Raw genomic sequence first — 14,684 nt, 5'->3', positions numbered from 1 at the left:
GCCCCGTCGGTCGCGCCCACCCCCCAACTGCGGGGCCCAGGGCCCGTCACGCTTCTTCCGTGCGTCGACCGGAGGCAAAAGTTGAGGATTCGACCTCAATCGGAGGCAGCCGTACGAGGAGGAACCATGGAGCAGTCCGTCACCGACAACACCGAGAAGTCCCGGCTTCGAGATCCAGGACGACGGCGAACTCGCCGGGCACCGATGCTGCTGCTCGGCCGTGGGCATCACAGGTGGGGGGCACCGGGCAGGCGGCCGAGGATAGGCAGAGCTGTGAATGCCTCGGCACAGTCGGCACCGCTGCGCCTTCCCCACAGTCGCCCGGCCTGTTCGGCCACGGGGCCGAAGTGGTCGTCGATCGGCTGGGACTGGTGCGTGCGCAGGGCGCGCATCTTGGTGTCGAAGGTGTCGGTGACGTCGACCAGGGCGGTGGGGGCGCCGGGGCGCCGAGCAGAGCGGCCCGGCTGCGCGCCACCACGTCTTCCACCGGCACGGGCAGCGCCGCGTCGGCTGCAAGTGCTGCGATCACCTCGCACACGGGCAGGCCCGCCAGCCGGCGGTAGCGCTCGGTGGGGACGGCGATTCCGTGCGGTGCGAGCGCGGCTTCCAGAGCCATGCGGCGGGCGGCGGTGTTGTCGGCCACGGTGCCGTCCCAGTCCACGATCACCGCCTCAACGCCGACCAGGTGCTGCTCGGAGTCCGGCATGGGTGACCGTCCTACGGTGGAGGACTTGACCGTCGGGGCCAAGGACGGCAACTTCGGCGGGCGGGGGCGGAGCGTCCCGGGGCCACAGCAGTACGCCGAGACCGGGAAGGCGGACCGGCCGGCTGCCGGACGGGACGGTGACCGGGCCCGGGAGATCGCCGGGGAGCAGTACGCCCACCAGGCGTCAGGGCGTTGGTGACGCAGGGGATGCCGAGTTCGCGGGTGATGATCGCGGTGTGGGAGAGCTCGCCGCCCGTGGTGGCCACGACGGCGGCCGGACCGGTGAGCAGCGCCGGAACCGCTTCGGGGCCGAGCACCTTGCAGATCAGCACGCTGGCGGCGATATCGGCGCCGGCGGATAGGACGGTGGGCCTGGTGGCGGTGCCCCGGGGGCAGCCGCGATTCCGTGCAGCACCTGCTCGTCGGCGAGTTTCGCCTGGGTGGCGGTGGTGATGTCAGTGAGCGGTGCGGTGAGCGGGCGGGCCTGGACGAGGTGGAGCCTGTCGTCGAAGTCGATCGCCCACTCGATGTCGACGCGTTCCAGTCTGAGGGCCTCGGCAGCCCGGGCAGCGGCAACCAGGAGCCGCTCACGCCTCTCGGTGCTCCCGGCAGCGGCGAGGCGGGCGGCCACCCCCTCCAGGGTCACCCAGCCGCTCACCGGGCACCGCCCGCCGGCGTCGCGGTACGGTACAGCCGCTCCACCAGGCCGGGGTCGGCGTTCAGGCCGATTCCGCGGCACCGCCGAAACACCGGCGCTCCGGCGGTTCGACCACGGTATTCCGGCGCTCCGTCGCCGGCCGGAACAGCCGGGGCGAATATGACGCCCAGTCATCGGGAAGTCACGCATTTCCGCGGCCGGCGCACACCCGCGATATCCGGGGCCCGATTCCGACGGACGGATCTCCGTAGTCGATTCGTCACGCCCCGCATTCGCTCCGCCCGGAATTCCACGCACGACACGTGGTCCGCGCGGGACTTCCGGACGGGGCGCGGAAACCTGGGTCGCCGGCCCGGCCTCGACTAGAGGTCGAGAGCGGCCTCGATGCGCTTGAGACCGTGCCGGGCGAGCGCAAGGTTGGCGCGCGAGCGGTCCACCGCCAGGTAGAGGAAGAGCGAGCCGTGACTGCGGGTCAGCGGGCGGATCAGGTGGTACTGGGTACCGAGGGTGATCAGGATGTCCTCGATGACATCGTCGATCGACAGCGCGGCCAGGGCGCGTATCTTCGCGCGAACGACCTCGGTGTTGGCGGCGGCCGCAATCTCCAGGTCGAGCTGCTGCCCCCCGCCGAGGAACCCGAGTGACATACCGCTCTCGTAGTCGGCCACGGCCACTCCGATGGCCCCCTCGATGGCCATCGCGTCCTTGAGTGCGTCGTCAATGTTCATGCGCTGTTCGTCCTTTGCGTGACTTCCGGGCAGAACTCCCGTGTGCGGGAACAAAGTAGCAAGAAGCCACCGGTTGTGGTCGCCTCGTGAAAATGATGGAATAAAGTACGCTGCCGGGGTTCAGAACGTGAAGGGGTACTGGTGCGCGCACTCGAAGCTTCCCTCGCCGATGTGCTCGGCTCCCCCGGAGTGGTCGGTGCCGCGCTCGTCGACGCCGTCACAGGTCTCAGCTACCAGTCCGCCGGGGACCACCGGCTGCTCGGGACCGGGGCCGAACTCGCCGAGCTGACCAACCTGATCGGCGAGCGGCTGTACGAGGCAGGGGCGGAGAGCGAGTTGGAGAGCCTGGTGGTCACCAGCACCCGCCATCACCAGATCGTCCAGGTGGTGTCCCGGAAGGGCGACCCCCTGCTGCTGGCCACCGTGCTGGACCGGGAACGGACCAACCTGGCGCTGGCCGTCCGCCAGACCGCCGACCGCGCGCAGGACTTGCTGGCATGACCGACCCGTCCCACGACACGGCGCCGCCCGCCGTGCCCGCAGCTCCCACGACGCCGGCCCCGCCCACCGCCCGCAACGTGCCCGCGCTGCTGCTCGCGCTGCGCCGGACGGAGTTCACCGGCTCGGTCACCGTCTCCAGCGCACCGGGCGGCACGATCCACCTGGAGCAGGGTCTGGTCGCCGCGATCGAGACCCCCGGGGCCCCGACCGCCGAGACCCTGCTGCTGAAGTCCCGGCGCGTCGGCGAGGAGGAATGGGCGTCCGCCGAGACGGCCGCGTCCGCCGGCCGGCCGGCCGACGCTCCCCCGACCTGGGGCGGCGACCTCGGCGCGGCCCTGGTGGCTCAGGGGTCGATCGGCGCCGCCGAGCTCGAAGCCGTCTGCGCCGCCGCCGCCTTCGACGGGGCCTTCGCCCTGGCCCTGAGCCCGCCCGGCAGCTGGGAGACGGCCGAGGCGGCGCCGCCTGCCAGGATCGCGCTGCGCCCGGGCATCGAGCCGGAGCGGCTCTTCGAGGAGACCGCCCGGCGGACGGCCCTGCTGACCCGCCTCTGGGGACCGCCCGGCGAACTGGCCCGCATCCGGATCCGTCCTGCCGCCCGGGCCGAATCCGGCGCGCTGCGGATCCCGGTCCGCCAGCGGGAGATCCTGGCCGCCGCCACCGGCCGCCGCACCGCGCGCGACCTCGGCTTCGCCCTGGGACGCGGTGTGTTCGCGGTGCTCCTCGACGTCGTACGGATGGACGCCCGGCACCTGCTCCACCGGGAACCGGCGCACACGGCTCCCCTGGCACCGAGCGTGGCCCCGCGCATGCCGACGAGCGAACCGCCGCCGACCGACACCGGGCCGCTGCCGCGCCGCGTCCGCAGCGGACGCGGCGCGGGTGGTCCGGGCGGCCCCGGAGGCCTGCCCGCCCGATCCGAGGGAGCGTCGGCCGCTTCCGACGGTCCACCGAACACACACCGCGCCGAGCACACCGCGCGCACCGAGACGACCGAGCAGAGCGAGAAGAGCGCACCATGAGCAGCCAGACACCGACCGCCGTGCTGGTCGACGAGTTGAAGTCCCTCCGCGACCGGGTCATGGGCATCTCGGAGAGTGTCATCTCCACCACCGACGGCCTGTTGGTGGCCGCCGACACGGCCACCGTCCACCCCGAGTCGGCCGCCGCCCTGTCGGCCGCCATGCTCGGCCTCGGCCGGCGCACCGCGGCCGAGGTCGGCGTGGGCGGCCTGCGCGACGTGGTCACCCGCTGCAACAGCGGCTACGTCGTGGTGCTGGCGATCGGGGAGCAGGCGCTGCTGATGATCCTGGGAGACGAGGGCCTCGACGTCGCCGGCCTGCACCGCGAGTCGCCCGCCACGGTCCGCCGCCTGAGCGAGCTGCTCGGGATGGTCCCCGCAGTCTAGGCCCAACGCCTTTCGGTTGCTGAGGTTCTCAGGGTGGAGTCGGTGGAGCGAGTGACAGGCCGGTGCCGGCCAGACATCCCTCGATGAGGGTGACTGGAGCTGATTGTGTCGCAGGCCCCAGCGGAGGGCGCGGGTGAGGTGGTCGGCCTCGGTGAAGGCGGTGTTCGCCATCGAGCCGCGTCGCAGGAGCGACCAGAGGCCTTCGACGGGGTTGAGGTCGGGTCCGTACGAGGGCAGCTGAAAGCCCGTCGGCCAGTCGTGCCCGGCCGGGTACTGCTTCATGACGGCGGCCTGGTGCGTGTTCCGGTTGTCCCGCACCAGGACGACCGGGCCGGCGAGTTGGATGTGCGCGCGAACGGCGAGGTCGCGGTAGTCAGTCCGGGCGAAGCTCTTCATGCCCGGCCGGTTGAACCTGCCGTCCACCGGTCGGCGCACGGCAGGGGCGGGTCGGCCAGGGGCGGGTCCGGTTCGGGCGCGCTGGCCGCCTGCCAACTCGCCGACGGCACACTTCCATGGTTTGCCGACGAATCACCTCACAATGGGTCGCGACTCGACTACGAGAGGCGACATCATGCCGATGATCCTCATCAAGGGCAGCTACCTGATCAAGGGCTTCGAACCGGACGGCGACACCATCCGCTTCCTCCCCGACGACCCCACCCTCTGGTCCAAGGTCCCCGGCGGCGTCAAGGTGAAGGACGGCGGCGCCAGCTTGCGGCTGGACGGGATCGACGCCCTGGAGACGCACTACCAGGGCGTCGGCCCCGAGTTCGCCCACCAGCCGCTCGACCTCGGCGCCCACGCCGCCCGGGATGTCCTGCTGGCCTGGCTGGGCTTCACCGACGTCCAGCGGGGAGGGGACGAGAAGGTCACCTCCGCCACCCCGGAGACCGTCTCCGGGTACATCCTCGCCAGCGGCGCCGACAAATTCGGCCGCTGCGTCGCATTCGTCGGCAGGGGCACGCCGGACCCGGACACCGCGAGCGGAACGTCGGTCATGGTCACCGTCCCGATGGTGCACCAGACCGCCAACCACGAACTGCTGTCCCGTGGCCTGGTCTACCCGACGTTCTTCTCGAACCTGCCGGAGGAACTGCGTCTCGACATGGCCGCCACCGCCCGACAGGCACGGGCCACGAAGGCGCCCGACAGCGTCTGGGTCAACGACGTCACCCACACCGGCGCCGTGATCGAGGACCTGGGCAGCCTCACCGACCAGCTGGTCATCCTGCCGAAGCTGTTCCGCAGCCTGGCCGACTACCTGCGGCTCTTCGGCCCCTCCCTCGACGGCTTCCCCGCCTTCCTGGCCGGCAAGGACGACGAGTACTTCTTCTCCGACCCGAGGTTCACGACCGGGGGCCTGCAGCACGTCGTCGACGTCACCGGCAACACCGTCAAGCTGCGCCCCGCCATCGAGGACATCGTCTTCCTCGAGAAGTGAACGGGAGGACGCCCACCATGCCACCCACTGCCGACTTCCGCGGCCTCTCCGAGCACCTCACCGGTGCGGCCCCGCTCGACGCCCAGCTCTCCGACGCCTTCCAGCAACGCGTCCTCGCCGCCTACCCCGCCGATCTCCCCCGCCTGCTCACCGCCTGGACCACCGCGACAGGCGCGCCGGACCCGGGCAAGGCCCTCCAGGACGACCTGGACGCCGACGCCGCGCTCGCGCTCACCGCGCGCGCCGTGATCACGGTCTGGTACACCGGGCTGTTCCCCCACCCGGACGGGACGCCGGATCCCCCCGGCACCTCCGCGCAGTGGCGCTCCGGCCTGATCTGGAGCGTGATCGAGGCCCACCCGGGCTCCGCCGCACCGCAGCCGCCCCAGCCCAGCGGGTACGGCTACTGGACCCAGCACCCCTGAGCGAGCGAGGAACCGACCCCATGGACTTCGATTTCGACCTGGTCGTGGTGGGCGCCGGCGTCGCCGGGGCGCTCACCGCCTGCACCGTGAAGGCCGCGAAACCCGGCGCCCGCGTCCTGATCCTGGACGCCGGGAACAACGGCCTCGACGCGACGCAGCGGGCCGCGTTCGTCGAGACCTACCAGCTCTCCCCCGGCAAGGGCGTCCCGACGCCGTACGCCGATCTGCTGAACAACAAGGACGGCTTCGCCCCCTCCCAGGACGGTGTCGGCGATCCGGTCGTGATGAACCAGTACTACGACCAGAGCGGAACCACCGACCTGTTCAAGAGCGGCTTCCAGCGCATGACCGGCGGCAGCACCTGGGCCTGGCGCGGCAACACCCCCCGCTGGCTCGCCAACGACTTCCGGCTGAACACCGTCTACGGTCGCGGAGTGGACTGGCCCTTCGACTACGACGAGTTGGAGCCCTACCTCGTCCGGGCCGAACAGGAGTTGGGCGTCTCGGGCGACGACGCCGAGTGGGCGTCCCTGACCCGGCGCAGCGCCGACTTCCCGATGCCGGCCATCGCCCCGAGCTACGGGGACCTGGTGGTCCGCGAGGCGCTGGCCGGCATGCCGCCGATCGACAACGTCGAGGCGGTCCCGATCACGACCCCGCAGGCCCGCAACTCCCGGGAGTACCAGGGGCGCAGCTCCTGCCAGGGCAACTCCAGCTGCCTGCCGATCTGCCCGTCCGGGGCCAAGTACGACGCCGGGCACCACGTCGGCAAGGCGGTCGCGCTCGGCGTCGACCTCAAACCCGCGTGCGTGGTGACCAAGGTGGTTCCCCAGCAGGACGGCTCCTCCACCGTCGTGTTCAAGGACTGGACCACCGCCGACCTCGCCGAGCAGAGCGTCACCACCCGGCAGCTGGTGCTGGCCCTCAACGCGGTCGAGATCCCCAGGCTCTGGCTGATCTCGGGCCTGCGGAACACCAGCGACCAGGTCGGCCGCAACCTGATGGACCACCCCACCGACGAGGTGGTGGGCCTGCTCGCCGAGCCGGTCTTCCCGTTCCGCGGTCCGCAGAGCACGCTCGGCATCGAGAACTTCCGGGACGGCCCGTTCCGCAAGGACACCGGAGGCTTCCGGATGACGATCGGCAACGACGGCTGGGGCCGTACCCAGTCACCGGAGGCCGCGCTCGACGCCCTCATGTGGGACAAGGCCGCCCGGAAGATCCTGCTGACCGGCGCGGAGCTCCAGGAGGCCGTCAACCACCGGGTCACCCGGATGCTGCGGTTCAGCTACTCCACGGAGCAGCTGCCCAGCCCGGACAACCGGGTCACGCTCTCCGACAAGCTCGACGTCTTCGGCCTGCCCCGCCCGAAGATCGCCTACCGGGTCGACGCCTACTCCAAGGCCGCGCTCGCGTACGGCCACAGCGTCGCCCACCGGATCTGGCAGTACCTCGAGGGCACCGTGGGCGCCACGGAGATCGCCCCCGCCGCCCCGGCAGGGACGTACAAAGGCTCCGGCCACCTGATGGGCACCATGCGGATGGGGACCGCCGCGGCGGACTCCGTGGTCGACCCGTCCGGTCAGTCCCACGACCACCCGGGCGTCTGGGTCGTCGGCTCCGCCGTGTTCCCCACCGGTGGCACCTCCAACCCCACCCTCCAGCTGGCCGCCGTCACCCTGCGCACCGCCGACGCCCTCGCGGCCGCCCTGTAGGACGGTGGGGCTGCCGAGCGACCGGGGCGCGGCACCTCCGAGGGTGCCGCGCCCGGGTCGTTCTGTGCTCGAACCGCCACGGCCGGTGCCCGGGCCGGAGCGGGCGCAGATGTACCGGGCCCATTCGCCGGTCACCTTGTGGAAACCGCGGTAACGGCCGTAGACCGGCCCGCTCCCCTGTCAGCGCTCGCTGCGGCCTCTGAGCTGATCGCCCCGACGCTGGCTGACGCGCCGACCACACCTTCGCCGGCCGGCTGGGCGAAGCAGCAACCGGGGCTCGCTCTGGAGATCGTCAAGCGCGGCGACGACGCCTCGGGGTTCGTGGTGCAGCCCAGACGCTGGGTGGTGGACCGCACGCTGAGCTGGCTGACGGGCTCGCGGCGCCTGGTGCGCGGCTACGAGTCGCTGTCCGCCGTGCATGAGCAGATGGTGCTGTGGTCGATGACGATGCTCATGAGCCGCCGGCCGGCCCGGCGGCGAGCGTGAACCGTCCCGGGGTGGGTCCGGGCCTTCACCCGTGAAGGCCCGGACCCGCGGTCGAGGGTGTCATACAGCACGGTCCGGTTCGCGGAACGGTTGTGGATCCGCAGCACGCGATGCCCACGTGGCGTCCCGGCTCCCCCCGGACACATACGCGCCGAATACAGAGGTGTCGAGATCCTTGAGGGACTCCAGTACCAGGGTGGCAATCGCAAAGCGAGGATCGCAGCGATCGGCGGCCTCGGGCACGGCAATGACGGTCATCCGGGCTGACACGCCGGCGAGGACGCCGTTGAGCGAATCCTCGATCACAAGGCATTCGTCGGGTGACGCGCCGAGGGCGGCGGCTGCGCGGAGATAGGCGCCCGGGTGGGGCTTGCCGTGTTCGTCGTCTTCGGCCGAAAACACGGCATCGAAAGATCGGTCAAGGCCGGTGCTCGCGAGCGCATGCCGAATCACCGACTCCGGCGAGGATGACACGACGGCCATCGCCCTCGATGCACGCGCGCACGCCGCGACGGCGTGTTCGGCACCGGGTTTCAGCGCCACTGCCTCCAGCCCACGGCACACGGCGGCCACGATCTGCTGCTCGACGTCGTCGGGGTCGGCTTGAATGGTGGCCCGATCGAACCAGTAGGCCACCATGTCCCTTTGCCGCAGCCCGCGCGTCGCCGCCTGCATCTCCGCTGTGAGGTGCAGGCCGAGCGGACCGAACACTTCACGCTTTGCCGCGTCCCAGATCGGCTCGGAGTCGATCAGAAGGCCGTCCAGGTCGAACAGGACAATCGGTTGCATCGGGTTGCTCTTTCGTTGGCGATCACGCGAGGACGAGACGATTCGCTGCCCCGCCGTGCATGAGCAGATGGTGCCGTGGTCGACGACGATACTCATGAGCCGCCGGCCGGCCCGGCGGCGAGCGTGAACCGTCCCGGGGTGGGCTCGTCGGCCCAGCCCCGGTCGGCCGGCCGCTTCATCTTCGATCGAACTCCTTCCACACGTGCCGGAACCGGCTGCAGTCCGAGTACCGCAGTGATCTCCTAACAGGACATCACCGGCGTCCCGCCGGATGCTTGTTCGGTGAGCGTCGCGAGGATGCGCTGGCAGGGGGGAGCGAGCGCGTCCGTGGAAAGCGCGGGACGCCACACCGGGACGATCGAGCCCGATCGCGCGGCCCTCGGTAGGGGAACCTCGGCGGGCGCGTTCGTCGCGGGCTCCGACCCGGAAGGCTCACCGGATCCCGGGCCGGCTTCACCTGCCTGTGCGGGTCGCGGCCCGGACAGAACCTCGCCGACGCGCTGCCGGGCGATCAGCCGCTCGTGCCAGTCCGTCTCCGCTTCGGCGAGCTCAGCGAGTACCCGGTCCGCGCCCCCGAAGCTCCTCCACGCGCTCACGCGCGGCCAGCTCCCGCTCCTCCAGGCGACCCACCACCGACGCCATCCCGGCACCTCCACCAACGAGACAACCCAACGGCCCGAGCATGCCTCGCCATGCCGGCATCATGCCTGCACTGCGGAAACCCGCCGATCAAGTTCGGTACGACAATGGCTTCTCAGGTCAGGCATCCGATCGACGAGCTCTCGCACGCGCCCGCGTCCTCGCGCAAGACCTGACTGTCGGCCACGCATCCGTGGTGCTTCCCGGGGCGTTGCGCACCCCCGCAGCGCACCCGTGGGCGCTGGGTCCGTCCGGTGGACATGGGGCCGTCAGGTGCGGCACCCGTGCGTGGGGTCGGCTGGTCAGCCGAGGTCGAACTGCCAGTACGCGGTGTCGCGGTACCCGGACGACTTCGGGGCGACCTCCACCGTGACCGGCCCGCCCTCCCTGTCGGGCTTCACCCGTACCGGCACGGTGCGCTTCTGCTCCGTGCCGAGGGGCGGCGTGAGGGCGGTGACGGACGCGGCCCCGTCCAGGAAGGTCATGCCGGGGGCAGGGACGGGAGCGTGGCCGGCGCCGGGGGTGGGGGTGGGGGACGGGACGCCGGAGTCGAGGGCTTTCCCCGGGCGGACGACGACGGGGGCGGAGGCACCGGTCGTGCCGAGGCCGGTGTCGGGGGACGTCCCGCCCGGGCGCAGTTCCCTGCCGGTGCCGTTGTCGTAGGTGATCGTGAAGCTGTAGCTGTTGTCGGGTTCCCGGTGGGGCGGGCTCACGGTGATCCTCAGGCCGTCGTCGTAGCGGGCGGTCCCGCCGGCGCCCAGGGGCTCGACCACGGTTCCGGGGCCTTTGACGTACCCGTGCTGGGTCAGGGAGTCCTCGAACTTGGCCAGCACCATGGCTCCCACGACGACCAGGGCGGTGAGGAGCGCCACCGCGATCCCGCAACCGGTGGCCCAGCGCGGGTCGACGGAGGGCCGGGGGTGGGCGGGAGCCGCGTTCGTGTCCATGCTGATCACCGTAGGAAACGGCCGGTCGGAAGCGCATGGGCGAGCGTACTCAAGAGCCGCCTGAGTAGTGCCGAGGCGCCGCCGGCGGGGCGTCCATGCACTGTCTGAGCAATCCCCGCGAGCGCGGGGCCGACGTGAGGGCGACCGAGTCGGGGGTCCGGGTGGTCGAGCAAAGCGCTCGCGTCTCGGGTCCGAGAGGGCGCGAGGCGGCATGTCATCAGGCCGCCCAAGGCAGTCGCAGTGCCTCGATCTCAGGGTCGTTCAGCAGCGCTTCGACGAGAGCCGGGGGCCCGACGACCTTGGTGCCCCACAGGTCGTAGTCGGTGCACAGGACCCATGAGCGGTCCTCCGCCCAGAGGTTGGACGGGCTGAAGTCGGCCTCGGGATTCTCGTAGAGAATCCCGGCATCGCCGAGGCGGCCGGCCCTCACATGGAGGTTGTCGAAGTCGGCGGCCCTCAGCATCAGCGGGTTGTAGTAGGCCAGACAGGGAGTGTCCGGACCCGCGGGGCTGTGCTTGGTGAGGACGGTGATCAGCCGGTTCCAGGTCTCACGGTCCAGGCTCCCCTCAGTGGGCGGGACGATACCGAGCGGCCAGCTCCCCTTCTTCTTGGCCGAGGGGAAACAGCGGTGGGACGGCAGCTGCCCCTCAGGTACGACGGGATCGCCGGTGCGCCGGGCGAGTTCCGTCCAGCGCAGCCGCCGCCAGCCGCGGCCGGGGTGCTCGGCCCGGCCCAGCCCGCCTCCTGTGGCGATGCCCACTTCGAGGTCGATGCCCGCCAAGGTGACGGGCTGGATGCTCCCGTCCGCCAGACGCGCCTGGCGGTACTCGTGGTACGACACCTGGGCCGGCCCCTGCTCGTGTTCGTACATGGCGTTGAGCACCCAGACGGCATCGGGCATCGCGGGTGGCATGAACCCGGTCACACCATCGCCGCACAGCTCCAGCAACCAGTCGGTCGCATCGGACGGCGCGAGCGGCCACAGGCCTGACAGCAGGTTCGATTCCTCGGTCATGCGTTCATGATCCCAGTCGCGGCCACGGCCCCAAGGGGCCGGCACCATGAAGCCGCCCCGCTGTGCGGGCACGTTCCCGTGCACCTGGCCGGGTAGTCCGGGAGGTGTACCCCGATACCAGTGGCCGTGACAGTCCTGGGTTCAGGATTGCCCCCCGGACCGCACTCTCGGGGACGGGCGGCCACCTTGAGCTTGCGCCATCCTGAACGGGCTGGTCAGGGTGCTGGTATGACGGTGTTCGTGAGTGCTCCTGCTGTTGGTGGCGGGTGTCCCGTGGCTGGATCGTCTGTCAGCGGCTCGTTCCCGCGGCCCGGGTGACCTTCTTCAGGCCTCGCGCCGGCGCCGCCGGAGGCCCGGCTGGGCGGCCGGTCAGTGCTGCTGAGCCTGCCCCTACCGTCTGCCCCTACCGTCTGGCCCCTACCGTCTGCGTGGCACGAGTCCGGTTTCGAAGGCGATGATCGCCAGCTGGACGCGGTCCCGAGCCTCGAGCTTGGCGAACAGACGCGCGACATGGGTCTTCGCGGTCGCCGCGCTGATCACCAGCCGCTCGGCTATCTCAGGGTTCGACAGTCCCTGTCCGACCAGTGCCAGCACCTCGCGCTCCCGGTCGGTGATCCCCGCGAGGGGACTCGGGTCCACGGCGGGCCCGGCGTCCGGTTCGGGGGCCGCGGGGCCGGACGTTCCGGCGAAGTCCGCGATCAGCCGTCGGGTCACGCTCGGCGCGATCAGCGCGTCACCCGCGGCCACCACACGGATCGCTTCCAGGATCGCGTCCAGGGCCATGCTCTTGAGCAGGAATCCGCTGGCCCCGGCGCGCAGTGCGCCGTAGACGTACTCGTCGTCGTCGAAGGTCGTCAGCACCAGGACCTTGGGCGGGTCCGGCTCGGCGGTGGCCTGTCGGGTCGCCTCGATCCCGTCCATGCCCGGCATCCGGATGTCCATCACCACGACGTCCGGCCGCAGTTCACGTACCAGGCGCACCGCCTCGCGGCCGTCGCCGGCCTGGCCGACCACCTCCAGGTCGTCGGTGTCGCCGATCAGGATCCCGAGCCCGACCAGCATCAGTGGCTGGTCGTCGACCAGCAGCACGCGCACGCTCATGCCGGGAGCCTCGCCGTCACCAGGAATCCGCCCTCCGGACGCCGGCCGGCGCTGAACTGGCCGGACAGCAATGTGACCCGCTCGCGCATGCCGAGCAGGCCGAAGCCGCTGCCGCCGGCCCCCGCCGCGAACCTCGGACGGCCCGGCCCGCCGGGACCGTCGTCCCCGTCGTCCACCACCTCGATCCTCACTTCTGTCGGCTCGTAACCGATCGCGACCCGGCAGGTCCGCGCCCCGGAATGCCGCACCACGTTCGTCACCGACTCCTGGATGATCCGGAACGCCGACAGTTCGATCTCCGGCGGCAGTGGACGCCGCTCGCCCCGCCAGGTCACATGGACCCGCACCCCGGCGCCGGCCGTGCGTTCGGCGAGCTGCGGGACGTCGGCCAGGCTGCCGGCCGGCGCCAGCGGAGCGGCCTGCGGCATGGCGTCGTCGGGCTCGGCGCGGCGGAGCGCCCCGAGCATGCGCTGCAGTTCCAGCAGCGTCTCCCGGCTGGTGGTCTCGATGCCGGTCAGCGCCTGCCTCGTCTGCTCGGGCTTGGTCTCCACGACCCGCGCCGCCGCTCCCGACAGCACCGTGATGATCCCGATGCTGTGCGCGACGCTGTCGTGCAGCTCGCGGGCGATCCGCAGCCGCTCGGCCATGACGGCGCGGGCCTCGGTCTGCTCGTGCAGGGCTTCGAGGTATTCACGGCGTTTGCGGTACACCCCCCCGAAGACCCAGGCGACCGCGAACCACAACGCGAACTGCCCGGCCCACTGGGACGCGTCGCCGACGGTCTGCTCGCGGCCGTGGAGGTCGTTGAAGAACGCGGCCGCGACGGCCGCGACGGAGCCGACGGCGGCAACCTTCGGCCGCCGGACGGCGAGGTACCAGCCCAAGCCGACGAGCAGGACGAACACGATCGAGGGCCGCGCGCCGAAGGCGTCGCCGAGGACCGCTTCGCCCAGGACCACCGCGAAGACCGCCGCCGGCAGACGGCGCACCAGCAGAACCGGCAGGGCGAGCACGATGCAGAGACCGAGCATCTGGAAGGGCTCGATGTCGGGGAACCGGAACAGGCCGTCGTAGTGCGCCCAATCAGTGGGCAGCATCGTCAAGGCGAGAGTCAGCGCGTACAAGCAGGCGGTGGCCAGCACCACGGCCTGTGACATCAGCCAGGTCACGCGTTTCGATGTCGACAGACGCTGGAGAAGCTGTTCCATACGAAGATCGTATTCAGTGGCCTCGGCTCTGCGCGTCGCCCCGGGGATGTACGCCGGATACGCCCCCGAGCCGACGGCCGGGAAGAGGTGACATCCGCCGGCCGACGCGGTGGATCGTGGTCCGTTCCTAGGTTCGTGGTCATGACGAATGCACCGATGATCGATCTTCGCGGCACGACGAAGAAGTACGACGACGGCCCGCCCGCACTGGCCGGCGTCACCCTGTCCGTGGCGGCTGGTGAGTGCGTGGCGATCCTCGGCCATTCCGGCAGTGGCAAGTCCACGCTGCTGAACCTGATCGCGGGTCTGGACAAGCCCTCCAGTGGCACCGTGACCGTCGACGGCATCCGCGTCGACCAGCTCGGCGAGGCCGGTTCGGCGAAGTACCGCCGGGCCTCCATCGGCATGGTCTTCCAGTTCTTCAACCTGCTGGACGACCTGACCGTGTTGGACAACGTCATGGTTCCGGCGCAGCTGGCCGGGATGGGCAAGGGCGAGGCGAAGCGGCGGGCCGTCGAGCTGCTCGACTCGCTGGGCATCGACCGGCACGCCAAGGCCTATCCGCAGCGGCTGTCCGGCGGGGAACGGCAGCGGGTGGCGGTGGCCAGGGCCCTGATGAACGAGCCGGCGCTGCTGCTGGCCGACGAGCCGACCGGCGCTCTGGACTCGGCCTCGGCCGAGGACGTGCGCGAACTGCTGCTGGACCTGAACAGCGACGGCCAGACCATCCTGCTGGTCACCCACGACGTGCAGCTGGCCGCGAGCACCGCGCGCCGCACGATCGAGTTGGTGGACGGCGCGGTCGAGCGGGACGTCGTCAACGACGGCAGCGGCGCCGGCCCGGCCGCCCGCACACCGCTGACCCGTCCGGCGGGAGAGGTCCGATGACACTGCGCAAGCCGCCGATGCCCCGGCGCGTC

At 71.2% G+C, this 14,684-nt stretch carries 17 protein-coding genes and 2 pseudogenes; 9 read left to right on the top strand and 10 right to left on the bottom strand.

Going from position 1 to position 14,684, the window contains the following annotated elements; translation table 11 throughout:
* Positions 1-139: 139 nt before the first annotated feature.
* Complete coding sequence (locus ACFVVA_RS34870) at positions 140-706, bottom strand: hypothetical protein (protein ID WP_387694744.1); 567 nt, start codon at positions 704-706, stop codon at positions 140-142.
* Between ACFVVA_RS34870 and ACFVVA_RS34865 the strand changes: the two genes are divergently transcribed.
* Positions 705-905 (top strand): hypothetical protein, encoded by a 201-nt coding sequence (locus tag ACFVVA_RS34865; RefSeq protein WP_387694748.1) that lies wholly within the window; start codon positions 705-707, stop codon positions 903-905. The two genes, ACFVVA_RS34870 and ACFVVA_RS34865, sit on opposite strands and share 2 nt — an antisense overlap.
* A 49-nt stretch (positions 906-954) precedes the next feature.
* Here ACFVVA_RS34865 and ACFVVA_RS34860 read toward each other — a convergent pair.
* The 3 genes and pseudogenes from ACFVVA_RS34860 to ACFVVA_RS34850 form a co-directional block, all read right to left on the bottom strand.
* Positions 955-1,023: pseudogene (locus ACFVVA_RS34860) on the bottom strand (hypothetical protein); the annotation flags it as partial.
* A gap of 8 nt (positions 1,024-1,031) precedes the next feature.
* Positions 1,032-1,364 carry a hypothetical protein gene (locus ACFVVA_RS34855; RefSeq protein WP_387694743.1) on the bottom strand — a complete coding sequence of 111 codons (333 nt, stop codon included), beginning with the start codon at positions 1,362-1,364 and terminating at the stop codon, positions 1,032-1,034.
* Between the two features lie 362 nt (positions 1,365-1,726).
* Positions 1,727-2,092, bottom strand: a complete 366-nt coding sequence (locus tag ACFVVA_RS34850) for a hypothetical protein (RefSeq protein ID WP_387694742.1) — start codon at positions 2,090-2,092, stop codon at positions 1,727-1,729.
* 141 nt (positions 2,093-2,233) lie between these two features.
* On the opposite strand from ACFVVA_RS34850, the gene ACFVVA_RS34845 reads away from it, so the two are divergent.
* Genes ACFVVA_RS34845 through ACFVVA_RS34835 form a run of 3 tightly spaced genes read left to right on the top strand, consistent with a single transcriptional unit; the run spans position 2,234 to position 3,998 of the window.
* Positions 2,234-2,593, top strand: coding sequence for a hypothetical protein (locus ACFVVA_RS34845; protein ID WP_387694741.1), 360 nt, complete (start codon positions 2,234-2,236; stop codon positions 2,591-2,593).
* Positions 2,590-3,612: a hypothetical protein gene (locus ACFVVA_RS34840; protein WP_387694740.1), complete on the top strand. Its 1,023-nt coding sequence runs from the start codon at positions 2,590-2,592 to the stop codon at positions 3,610-3,612. The genes ACFVVA_RS34845 and ACFVVA_RS34840 overlap by 4 nt, the downstream gene beginning before the upstream one ends.
* Positions 3,609-3,998 (top strand): roadblock/LC7 domain-containing protein, encoded by a 390-nt coding sequence (locus ACFVVA_RS34835; protein ID WP_371521909.1) that lies wholly within the window; start codon positions 3,609-3,611, stop codon positions 3,996-3,998. The genes ACFVVA_RS34840 and ACFVVA_RS34835 overlap by 4 nt, the downstream gene beginning before the upstream one ends.
* 195 nt (positions 3,999-4,193) lie before the next feature.
* Here ACFVVA_RS34835 and ACFVVA_RS34830 read toward each other — a convergent pair.
* Positions 4,194-4,280, bottom strand: a pseudogene (locus tag ACFVVA_RS34830) (IS630 family transposase); the annotation flags it as partial.
* Positions 4,281-4,569: 289 nt separating this feature from the next.
* Between ACFVVA_RS34830 and ACFVVA_RS34825 the strand changes: the two are divergent.
* From ACFVVA_RS34825 to ACFVVA_RS34810, 4 genes are all read left to right on the top strand, one after another.
* Positions 4,570-5,439, top strand: a complete 870-nt coding sequence (locus ACFVVA_RS34825; RefSeq protein ID WP_387694739.1) for a nuclease — start codon at positions 4,570-4,572, stop codon at positions 5,437-5,439.
* A gap of 17 nt (positions 5,440-5,456) precedes the next feature.
* The gene (locus ACFVVA_RS34820) at positions 5,457-5,864 is read left to right on the top strand and encodes a sugar dehydrogenase complex small subunit (RefSeq protein ID WP_387694738.1); all 408 of its coding nucleotides are present in this window, start codon (positions 5,457-5,459) and stop codon (positions 5,862-5,864) included.
* A 20-nt stretch (positions 5,865-5,884) separates the two neighbouring features.
* Positions 5,885-7,579 carry a GMC oxidoreductase gene (locus ACFVVA_RS34815; protein ID WP_387694737.1) on the top strand — a complete coding sequence of 565 codons (1,695 nt, stop codon included), beginning with the start codon at positions 5,885-5,887 and terminating at the stop codon, positions 7,577-7,579.
* A gap of 138 nt (positions 7,580-7,717) precedes the next feature.
* Positions 7,718-8,065: a hypothetical protein gene (locus ACFVVA_RS34810; protein ID WP_387694736.1), complete on the top strand. Its 348-nt coding sequence runs from the start codon at positions 7,718-7,720 to the stop codon at positions 8,063-8,065.
* Between the two features lie 60 nt (positions 8,066-8,125).
* Here the strand turns inward: ACFVVA_RS34810 and ACFVVA_RS34805 are convergent, their stop codons facing one another.
* From ACFVVA_RS34805 to ACFVVA_RS34785, 5 genes are all read right to left on the bottom strand, one after another.
* A complete protein-coding gene (locus ACFVVA_RS34805) occupies positions 8,126-8,854 on the bottom strand; it encodes an HAD family hydrolase (RefSeq protein ID WP_387694735.1) in 729 nt (242 codons plus the stop codon).
* Between the two features lie 941 nt (positions 8,855-9,795).
* Positions 9,796-10,440, bottom strand: coding sequence for a hypothetical protein (locus ACFVVA_RS34800; protein ID WP_387694734.1), 645 nt, complete (start codon positions 10,438-10,440; stop codon positions 9,796-9,798).
* Between the two features lie 217 nt (positions 10,441-10,657).
* Positions 10,658-11,455, bottom strand: coding sequence for a hypothetical protein (locus ACFVVA_RS34795; RefSeq protein ID WP_387694733.1), 798 nt, complete (start codon positions 11,453-11,455; stop codon positions 10,658-10,660).
* Positions 11,456-11,872: 417 nt separating this feature from the next.
* Positions 11,873-12,556: a response regulator gene (locus tag ACFVVA_RS34790; RefSeq protein ID WP_387694732.1), complete on the bottom strand. Its 684-nt coding sequence runs from the start codon at positions 12,554-12,556 to the stop codon at positions 11,873-11,875.
* Positions 12,553-13,764, bottom strand: a complete 1,212-nt coding sequence (locus ACFVVA_RS34785) for a sensor histidine kinase (protein WP_387694731.1) — start codon at positions 13,762-13,764, stop codon at positions 12,553-12,555. The genes ACFVVA_RS34790 and ACFVVA_RS34785 overlap by 4 nt, the downstream gene beginning before the upstream one ends.
* Before the next feature lie 141 nt (positions 13,765-13,905).
* On the opposite strand from ACFVVA_RS34785, the gene ACFVVA_RS34780 reads away from it, so the two are divergent.
* Complete coding sequence (locus ACFVVA_RS34780) at positions 13,906-14,652, top strand: ABC transporter ATP-binding protein (protein ID WP_387694730.1); 747 nt, start codon at positions 13,906-13,908, stop codon at positions 14,650-14,652.
* Positions 14,653-14,684 lie beyond the last annotated feature (32 nt).

The organism is Kitasatospora sp. NPDC058048 (genome assembly GCF_042885555.1).
GTDB lineage: Bacteria > Actinomycetota > Actinomycetes > Streptomycetales > Streptomycetaceae > Kitasatospora > Kitasatospora lactacystinica.
Note: the sequence above shows the minus strand (reverse complement) of the source record. Positions and strands in the feature narration are given on the sequence as shown.